At 36.9% G+C, this 8,854-nt stretch carries 11 protein-coding genes; 6 read left to right on the forward strand and 5 right to left on the reverse strand.

Going from position 1 to position 8,854, the window contains the following annotated elements:
* Positions 1 to 101: 101 nt before the first annotated feature.
* Entirely contained in the window at positions 102 to 308 is a 207-nt protein-coding gene (locus J7E77_RS01700; RefSeq protein WP_168244179.1) for a hypothetical protein, read from the forward strand.
* A gap of 117 nt (positions 309 to 425) precedes the next feature.
* Here J7E77_RS01700 and J7E77_RS01705 read toward each other — a convergent pair whose 3' ends face one another.
* The gene (locus tag J7E77_RS01705) at positions 426 to 743 is read right to left on the reverse strand and encodes a hypothetical protein (RefSeq protein ID WP_214711951.1); all 318 of its coding nucleotides are present in this window, start codon (positions 741 to 743) and stop codon (positions 426 to 428) included.
* A gap of 230 nt (positions 744 to 973) precedes the next feature.
* Between J7E77_RS01705 and J7E77_RS01710 the strand changes: the two genes are divergently transcribed.
* The 3 genes from J7E77_RS01710 to J7E77_RS01720 all read left to right on the forward strand — a co-directional run bounded on the left by J7E77_RS01710 (position 974) and on the right by J7E77_RS01720 (position 3,135).
* The gene (locus tag J7E77_RS01710; RefSeq protein WP_214711953.1) at positions 974 to 1,267 is read left to right on the forward strand and encodes an antibiotic biosynthesis monooxygenase family protein; all 294 of its coding nucleotides are present in this window, start codon (positions 974 to 976) and stop codon (positions 1,265 to 1,267) included.
* Between the two features lie 451 nt (positions 1,268 to 1,718).
* Positions 1,719 to 2,600, forward strand: a complete 882-nt coding sequence (locus tag J7E77_RS01715) for a PhzF family phenazine biosynthesis protein (RefSeq protein ID WP_214711954.1) — start codon at positions 1,719 to 1,721, stop codon at positions 2,598 to 2,600.
* Positions 2,601 to 2,790: 190 nt separating this feature from the next.
* On the forward strand, positions 2,791 to 3,135 hold the full coding sequence (locus J7E77_RS01720; RefSeq protein WP_214711955.1) for an avidin-fold protein: 345 nt from the start codon (positions 2,791 to 2,793) through the stop codon (positions 3,133 to 3,135).
* A 492-nt stretch (positions 3,136 to 3,627) separates the two neighbouring features.
* Here J7E77_RS01720 and J7E77_RS01725 read toward each other — a convergent pair whose 3' ends face one another.
* From J7E77_RS01725 to J7E77_RS01735, 3 genes are read right to left on the reverse strand one after another with little or no spacing between them, the layout of a single operon-like run.
* Positions 3,628 to 4,542, reverse strand: a complete 915-nt coding sequence (locus J7E77_RS01725) for a pseudouridine-5'-phosphate glycosidase (protein WP_214711956.1) — start codon at positions 4,540 to 4,542, stop codon at positions 3,628 to 3,630.
* Complete coding sequence (locus tag J7E77_RS01730; RefSeq protein ID WP_214711964.1) at positions 4,539 to 5,636, reverse strand: carbohydrate kinase; 1,098 nt, start codon at positions 5,634 to 5,636, stop codon at positions 4,539 to 4,541. Before J7E77_RS01730 ends, J7E77_RS01725 begins: the two co-directional genes overlap by 4 nt.
* Positions 5,637 to 5,683: 47 nt before the next feature.
* Complete coding sequence (locus J7E77_RS01735; protein ID WP_214711957.1) at positions 5,684 to 6,769, reverse strand: BMP family lipoprotein; 1,086 nt, start codon at positions 6,767 to 6,769, stop codon at positions 5,684 to 5,686.
* A 446-nt stretch (positions 6,770 to 7,215) separates the two neighbouring features.
* Between J7E77_RS01735 and J7E77_RS31050 the strand changes: the two genes are divergently transcribed.
* On the forward strand, positions 7,216 to 7,344 hold the full coding sequence (locus J7E77_RS31050) for a hypothetical protein (protein ID WP_285290456.1): 129 nt from the start codon (positions 7,216 to 7,218) through the stop codon (positions 7,342 to 7,344).
* Positions 7,345 to 7,661: 317 nt separating this feature from the next.
* On the opposite strand, the gene J7E77_RS01740 is transcribed toward J7E77_RS31050, so the two are convergent.
* Entirely contained in the window at positions 7,662 to 8,135 is a 474-nt protein-coding gene (locus J7E77_RS01740; RefSeq protein WP_214711958.1) for a hypothetical protein, read from the reverse strand.
* A gap of 127 nt (positions 8,136 to 8,262) precedes the next feature.
* On the opposite strand from J7E77_RS01740, the gene J7E77_RS01745 reads away from it, so the two are divergent.
* A complete protein-coding gene (locus tag J7E77_RS01745) occupies positions 8,263 to 8,751 on the forward strand; it encodes a GNAT family N-acetyltransferase (RefSeq protein WP_214711965.1) in 489 nt (162 codons plus the stop codon).
* Positions 8,752 to 8,854 lie beyond the last annotated feature (103 nt).

The raw sequence follows: 8,854 nt of genomic DNA on the forward strand, positions 1-8,854 counted from the left end.
GTGCCGAGGAGGCTCCCCGAACCCGCCCGCGGAAAGCGAAGCGCCTGGAGCGGAAATCAACAAACTAGTTTAACACAGCCGAAACAAAAGGAGAGAAACTCATGCCACAAATTGATGTAAATCAACTAAACCAAGCAAAAGCAAATGTAGCACTAACAGAAGAATTGTTAACAAAAGCAATTGAAAAAGCAAATTCCGATCCTACTCTCGCCCAGGAAGCGATGAAACAGGCATCAAACGAAATTTCGTCTGCTTTAACGGCCGTAACACAAGTACAAAACACATCTAAAGCCCAATCGACAGAATGATAAAATAGTTTTTCCAAATATTACTGTGTAAAATAGTTGTCCCATGCAAGACTAGATACCTGATAAATCAAAGAACACCCCATAGAATTGGGGCGTTCTTTGTCAGTATGAACGAAATCATCTGTCGATTTCAATATGTTGAAAGCCATTTTTGGTGGCATACACTTCATACCATTTGTATTTCGGGGATTTAAACCATTCGTACTGCGGCAAATAAATCAAATATCTTACATTGCCATCGGCATCAAACATTGTTTTGAATATTTTAACCGGCCCAATTCCAAATGTTTGATCCAAATAACCTTCCATTCCATCTCGGACAATATTTTTTTTATCTTCCTTTTCTTGCTTATACAACCTCATTAGCCCATCAATAAAAAGACTCAATAAGATCAGAGTAATAGCGATTAAAACGAATATTAGTAAATTGAACAAAAGAACAACCTCCTAACTTTTATGTATAGATTCCGATAAATAAATAGACTAAGCCCCTTTTCTTTTAATAGATTCACTTCGATTGTACATCCGATTGTTAAAAGAAGATGTGATGAAAAATACATATTAGCGACTTTCTTAAGAATTATTCGACTGTAATAAAGGAAAAAAATAGATTTATGTCGAATTTTTACAAAACGGCAAAGGCAAATCTATTAAGGGGGAATTACATGATATTGGAAGCGGTTATGCTTAAGGTTAGGCCAGGAATGGAAGAGGATTATGAGGAAGCATTTCGTCAGGCATCAGATATCATTGCTTCTATGAAAGGTTACATATCGCACGAATTACAGCGTTGTATAGAAGTGAAGGGGAAATATTTATTACTGGTAAAGTGGGAAACATTAGAAGACCATACAGTTGGATTTAGGCAATCAAACGAGTACCAAGAATGGAAAAAACTGTTACATCATTTCTATGACCCATTTCCAACTGTTGAACATTTTGAGAATATCACTCTTTGATTGTTATTGTAATTGGTTATTCAAATCGATATACAAATCTCCTCTTGTCCCTAACACAGCATACGAAATGTCAATAACAGCAAGGTTTCTTTTTTCAAGCTCTTCCATTAACCATTTTTCGTTGTAGGTGTGTTTGGACAAGTGGCCTATAGGATTTTACTATCATAGATCAACTCAATCGATACAGATTCAGTCGAAAAGAGCACCAATACAATTAATAGGGTTTAAGGGTTGTAGAGTGGGATTGCTGAGACAATCCCTTTTTTGTTGTGCTTAATATGACGCTTGAAAAGAAATGGCCAAACTGGAGGATTTTCATCAAATAACGGAGGAGTTTATTTCTTAATGTACGCACAGGAGTTTACTTGAATGAAATCAAGTTTAGGGAACTAAAGTGAAATATTTGGTATGTTATATAATAAATTACAAATATATAAATGGGGAGAAACTTATGGGGAAAATAAATTATTCTATTGTTGATGTTTTTTCACAAGGGAAATATACAGGAAATCAACTTGCTGTTTTTAAGAATGCTGAAAACATTTCAGATAATAAAATGCAACAAATAGCTAAGGAAATCAATTTCTCCGAGACTACTTTTATCTTATCAGATACAAAAAAAGATGCTGGTTATGATGTTCGTATATTTACACCTAATGAAGAGGTTCCTTTTGCTGGGCATCCGACATTAGGAACTGCATATATCATTCAAAATGAAATCCTAGATGAACCCTTGGACAAACTTATATTAAATTTCAAAGCCGGACAGATTCCCGTCACGTTCGATAATCAAGAAGAAATTATATGGATGAAACAAAATGAACCAACTTTTGGTGGGATTTTAGATACAAATATTGTTTCTGATGTTTTAAATATAGATAAAGAAAACATAGATGATAGATTTCCTATCCAAGAGGTTTCAACAGGCCTTCCAGTGATTGTTGTACCTTTAAAATCTTTAGAAGCAGTTAAAAAAGTAAGGGTAAATAAAGAAAAATACTTTGAGTTAATTGAACATATTAATGCAAAAGCAATAATGGTTTTTTCTCCTGAAACGTATAATTCTGAAAATGATTTAAATGTTCGAGACTTTGCAGATTATTATGGTGTTCCCGAGGACGCAGCCACTGGAAGTGCCAATGGATGTTTAGCATCTTACCTTGTTAAATACCGATATTTTGAAAAAAGTGAAATAAATATTAGTGTAGAACAAGGATATGAAATTAAAAGACCTTCTTTACTATTTTTAAAGGCAAGTAATAATAACGGGAAAATCAACGTTAATGTAGGAGGAAAAGTAGAAAAAATTGCTCAGGGTGAATGGTTTTTATGAGAATAATCCTTCTTTATCGAGGGGGTGCTTCGGCGACCTCTTTTTTTGTTATTAAGCTAAAGGGCCAGGAGTTATTGAAGACTATTAATAAAAATTAAATTTTTATAATAAAGACAAGGTTTGATTGAACAGAAGTACAAAAGATGTGATAAAATGTTTGAATATTAAAACTACTGAAGGAGGTTAAATGTTGATAAATTACAATGGCCGGAAATTTATTTCAGTTGAAAATACAGCTAACGGTGAGGTTACTGTAGAAACAATTTTTGAATACCAACAAGAAGGAAACATACTCTCAGCAACCTATAGTGGAGGAGACATACTAAAAGGTACTCTTATTGGAATTGTTGAGGAAAATGGCAGTTTACAGTTTAGATATAATCATATTAATACAAAAAACGAAATAAGAGGCGGTCAATGTTTCTCTACTCCAGAATCTCTACCAGATGGAAGAATTAGATTACATGAAAGGTGGAAATGGACAGATTCGGACCAAAGTGAGGGAGAATCCATTATTGAAGAAGTTAATTCATAAAAAATAATTTAAAGCAGGTGGTTTTATGGAAAGTTGGAATGCGAGAGCGTATTGGAAAAATGGATGGTGTGTGGCGTGATACGGTATTGTTAGAAAGAAGAAGTCATTCAGTTGGAATTAATTAAGATTGTTGAATAGCGAGTGCGATGCATTAAAAAGGCATCGCATTTTCCTTGTTCTACTATCAGGGTAGGGTGAAGAGTAGAGATTTCTAAATAATTAATAATTTTTATAAAATATTCCAAAATTTATGATATTGGATTTAAGATTGATGATTTAAGAGAAGGTACTCCAAGGCCAGAAGAATTTAGGAATGAAAGTGAGTATAAACGAAGGATGAGGATTCCGCTCTTTTTAATATTTTCTTGTGTAAAATAGAAGCTAAACTTCCAAAAGAATCCTATATCAATAAAAAAGCTTGCAGACTCATCTAGAAGCTAGATTGTGTCTGCAAGCATGAGGCTGCTGCCGGGAAAAGTTGTTTTTCAATCCTTATTTCATACCATTAAAACTTACAGCTATTTGAGCTCCCACCACTGCATTGTTTTTAACTAAAGCAATGTTTGCATCTAGGCTCTTACCATCAGTTAATTCTTTCACCTTACCTAGTAAGAATGGCGTTACATTTTTACCAGATATGTGTTTTTCTTCTGCTTCCTTTAAAGCTGCTTCAATTACATTAGTAATGGTTTTTTCATCCATAGCGAATTCTTCAGGGATTGGGTTGGCAATCACAGCTCCGCCTTTTAGGTTTAAATCCCATTTAACTTTTAGCGTCGAGGCGATTGTTTCCGCATCGTCTGCACGGAAGTTCACTGAGAATTCACTATTGCGCGTATAGAAGGCAGGGAGTACATCGGTTTGATAACCAATAACAGGTACGCCTTTTGTTTCAAGATATTCCATTGTTAACCCTAAATCTAGAATCGATTTGGCACCTGCACAAATGACGGCCACGTTTGTTTGTCCGAGTTCTTCTAGGTCTGCAGAGATATCCATGGTAGTCTCTGCACCGCGGTGAGCACCGCCAATACCACCAGTTACGAAGATATTAATTCCTGCAGCCTCGGCACAAATCATGGTTGCGGCTACTGTTGTTGCCCCTAGTTTTTTTGTAGCGAGTAAATAAGCTAAATCACGTCTAGATGCTTTTGCTACATCTGAACTCTTACCGAACATTTCTAGCTCTTCATCGGATAATCCAATTTTAATTTTACCATCAACGATTGCAATTGTTGCCGGAACAGCACCATTATCACGGATAATTTGTTCCACTTCACGTGCGGTTTTCACATTTTGTGGGTATGGCATACCATGTGAGATAATTGTAGACTCTAAGGCAACGATTGGTTTTCCTTGTTCCTTGGCGATACGTACTTCTTCAGATAATGTAATGTATTGTTTCATGATAATTCCTCCATGTCTTTTTGTAGTTGTTCTGCTGATAAATCCTGTCTAACTGTATAAGATGATTGCAGTGTTTTAGAAGCATTCATACTCCCAGCTTTAGCAATTTCGACCAACGATTTACCTTCTAACCAAGAGTAAATAACAGCGGAGGAAAAAGCGTCTCCCGCACCCGTTACATCGACGACTTCATTAATTTCAATAGAAGGTACATGAAAAATTCCTTCTTTTTTATTACCTATCATCGAGCCTTGTTTTCCATTCGTAATAACCACATTGGCTATCCCTAGTGCCAGCCATTTTTCTAATGCGTTCTTCCAATCTTCCTCATTTTTGATTTCTGTTTGGAAGTATGTTTCAGATTCATCTCGGTTCGTAATGAGCCATGTAACACCTTCTAAATTATCTGGTAATCGATTCATCTTTGGCGATGAAACGGGTATTAACACAATCGGTAAATCATGGCTATATGCGAAATGACACAAGAATTGAATCGTTTTTTTCGGACAGTTTAAATCGACCATAATACATTTTGCGTGACTTAATTGTACGTCATGTTTAAGCAGTAAATCAGGTGTGATTGCCTCATACACTTCCATATCCGCTAACGCAATAACTAATTCTCCGCTAGAGTCTAAAACAGCCGTGTAGGAACCTGTTGATTTTTCAGGAAATTGGGTCACGGTTTCTAAGTTCATGTAAAGAGATGATGAATCTTCAATGACCGACCAGTCCTTATCGGCGCCGCATGTAGAAATAAGTGATACGTCCATTCCAAGTCGCCCTAGATTTTCAGCGATATTCCGGGCAACCCCGCCGGCATTCTGAGTGGCGTAAATCGGATTGGAAGTACCTAACTGGGCTTTGTCTTTGATATGGAATTTACGGTCAATATTAGCCCCGCCTATACAAATAACATGTTGTGATTCACTAAGAATATAAGCTCTGCCTAGAATATTACCTTTTTTAATCAAGCCAGAAATAATATTTGCAATGGAAGGCCTGGATAAGCCTAATATTTCAGCCAGTTCTTGCTGAGAAACATAGGGGTTCTTACGTATTAAATCGATAATCAATTGTTCTTTATCATTCATTCTTTCAGGCACAAACTCACCCCATTTAATCTTCCTAATCAGTACGATTACTTTGGACTAAAAGTTTTTAATTCTTTACGTGTTTCAGGAACTTTTACATCACCTGATTTAATCTTTTCAACCCATTCTTTTATGGCCGCTTCAATTTCCGCTTTGTTTGTAGCTTTTGCATTAATAGGGGCTAAGCCAACACCATCTTCTGCTAAACCAAATAGCGCAACTTCGCCGCCTGGGAAATTACCTTCTTTTGTTTTTGTTGCCAGGTCTTTAACAGCTACATCAACACGTTTTAAAGCCGATGTAAGAACCACATCTTTACCCATATCAGCTTGATCGCGGTCTACACCGATAGCCCAAATATCTTTGCCAGGGTCTTTTGCTTTTCGGTCATTTGCTTCTTTAAATAAACCGACACCAGTTCCCCCTGCGGAGTGGAATATTACGTCCGCACCAGAAGAATACATTTTAGAAGCGATTGTTTGACCAAGTTCTGCCTTGTCAAAAGCACCTGCATATTGCACGTCCACTTTTACCTCAGGTTTAGCAGCTTTAACACCGGCTAAAAAACCAGATTCGAAACGTTCAACAACCGGAATTTCCATGCCGCCAATAAATCCGATATGGTTAGATTTTGTTGTTTTAGCCGCTGCAATTCCTGCAAGGAATCCAGCTTCTTGCTCTTTGAATAAAATACTTGCAACGTTTGGCTGCTTTACCTCAGCATCAACGATTGCAAATTTGGAATCTTTTTGTTGGGTTGCAATTTCCTTAACTGCTGCTGGCATCAAGAAACCGATCGCATAAACTAAGTCAAATCCTTCACGAGCAAGTTTATTTAAGTTTGTTGTATAATCTGCATCCGATTTGGATTGAAGGTATTCGTAACCGCCTTTACCTTTGTTCAAACCGTTTTCTTCGCCAAAACTTTTGAGACCTTCCCAAGATGATTGGTTAAATGATTTGTCATCAACCCCCCCGATATCAGTCACCATTGCAGCAGTGAAAGTTTTATCATTCCTACCGCCTTTGGCCGCTTCATCGCCTTTGTTGTCATTACTTTTTCCACAAGCGCCTAACAGTGTACCTGCAGCAAGAACAAGTGATAGAGCCATTCCAACTTTTTGTTTTTTCAAAATATGTACCCCCTTATGATGTTTGTTTAGTTAAGAAAAACGGCCTTATAAACTTTTGTTTAAAGGTTAAACTTATGTTTGAATTATACATCCTGCCAGAAGTTAGGTCAACTATTTTAGCAGAACCTAAACAAACCTTTGCACTGTGATAAGGTTTGTTTTTTTGATGTGGAATCATCATCTTTAAAACAGATGCGGTGGTGCCCCATTTTTCTGCGGTAGTTTTCAAAATGTCTGCGGTTTGCAGGGAATGGATACGCCGTACAATGAAACCATGGGAAGAAGAGGAAAAAGGAAATTCACGGTCACTAACATCATGGACTCAAACCTGGGGAATTGTGTAAGAAGAAACTAAGACTATATTATCAACATATGTAAAGGCATTTCATTCAATCGATAAGAAAATAAGGAGGAATTATTAATGGAAAAAGAGGAATTATAAATTAATGGCATGTTATGTGGTTACGATTTTTGAAACAACCTTCGATAAGCTTCGCACCTATAAAATTTGGGCTGAGTTTAAACACTATGGAACAGGAAGGGCATTCCCATTTGTGATTGAGATAAAAGAATAAGACTCTAAATTAGAAGCATCATTAAGCGGAACCTATGATGGACAAATCTCTTGTTACTACGGTAACTTTTGTCCATCATAAAGCTTATGAAAGACAAATCCCTTGCTACTACGGTAACTTTTGTCCATCATAAAGCTTATGAAAGACAAATCCCTTGCTACTGCGGAAACTTTTGTCCATCATAAAGCTTATGAAAGACAAATCCCTTGCTACTGCGGTAACTTTTGTCCATCATTATTGTGCCCGCCACCATAGAAAAAAGGAGTCGACGGTAAAATTAGAGGTTAATTGTGCCCGTCAGCTTAGAAAAATAGGAGTTAACCTACATCAAAATCCGGTTCATTTAGACCTGAAACGAGTGCGTCTCGAGCGGCTACTAAACTTAGTTTAATGAAAAAGAGCTGCCCATTAAGTCGATCATTGTCACCGCTTAACAGAATTGCTTGGTCAAGGTAATTAATGGTATCTTCCGTCTTATCTAATGCCAGTGAGATGCGGTTGTCGGATAGATGAATAAGGTGTTGGTTATCTTGGCTTTGGGGAACAATAGGGGCATTTGGAAAAACAGGATCACTAGGAAAATGAGTATCGAAAGGTAATGCTTTCATGGCAAGATAAGCCTCTGTGAGATTATCGACGACATCTTGGTAGAATTGTACTTTAATTGGATTTGGTGGTAAAGGAAATGCGGGCATTTCTAAAAAAAGGATTAAGGCACTATCGGCAAATCGAATGGCCTGCACCGTGTAAGCCAAGGCTGTTCTAACATTTGTAACTAAGTTAGAATACATTTATTTCACTCCCAATCTGTTGAATTGTTTTAGTGTATGTAATTAAGACGAGCCCGTAAAGGACACTTAGGTAAATTTATTTGATCGAATTATTTATATAATTAATTAGGATGTAGGAATGATAGATATGTTAAAAATTCGAAACGTAAAATTGGAAGATTTACCAAATCTAATAGACATTGAACATCTTTGCTTTACAAAAGAGGAAGCAGCGACCAAAGAAGCTTTTGAAAAGCGCATTCATTTTATTTCAGATAGTTTTTTTGTAGCTGAAGAGAAGGACGTGATTGTTGGTCTAGTCAATGGTCCTGTCATTGATCGTGCATACATTACAGATGACCTCTTTAGTGATATAAAGGAGAATCCTGTGTCTGGCGGTCATCAAAGTATTTTAGGATTAGCGGTGTCCCCATATTTTCAAAAACGTGGTGTGGCATCAGCCTTACTTGCACATATAGAAACAGAGGCAAGTGCAAAAAAACGTGAGACGATGACACTTACCTGTAAAGCTGACTTAATTCACTTCTATGAAAACCACGGATACCTCAACAATGGGGTTTCAAGCTCCCACCATGGCGGAGTGATTTGGTACAACATGAGTAAAAAGTTAGTTTGAATGTTTGGGTGATTTTATTAACCATATGGAAAAAAATCTTACAGATAAAAGGCATGAAAAAAGACGATTCGGGACCGAATCGTCTCAGACTGTCGACAAATCC

The sequence above is a fragment of the Bacillus sp. ISL-77 genome, from assembly GCF_018613105.1.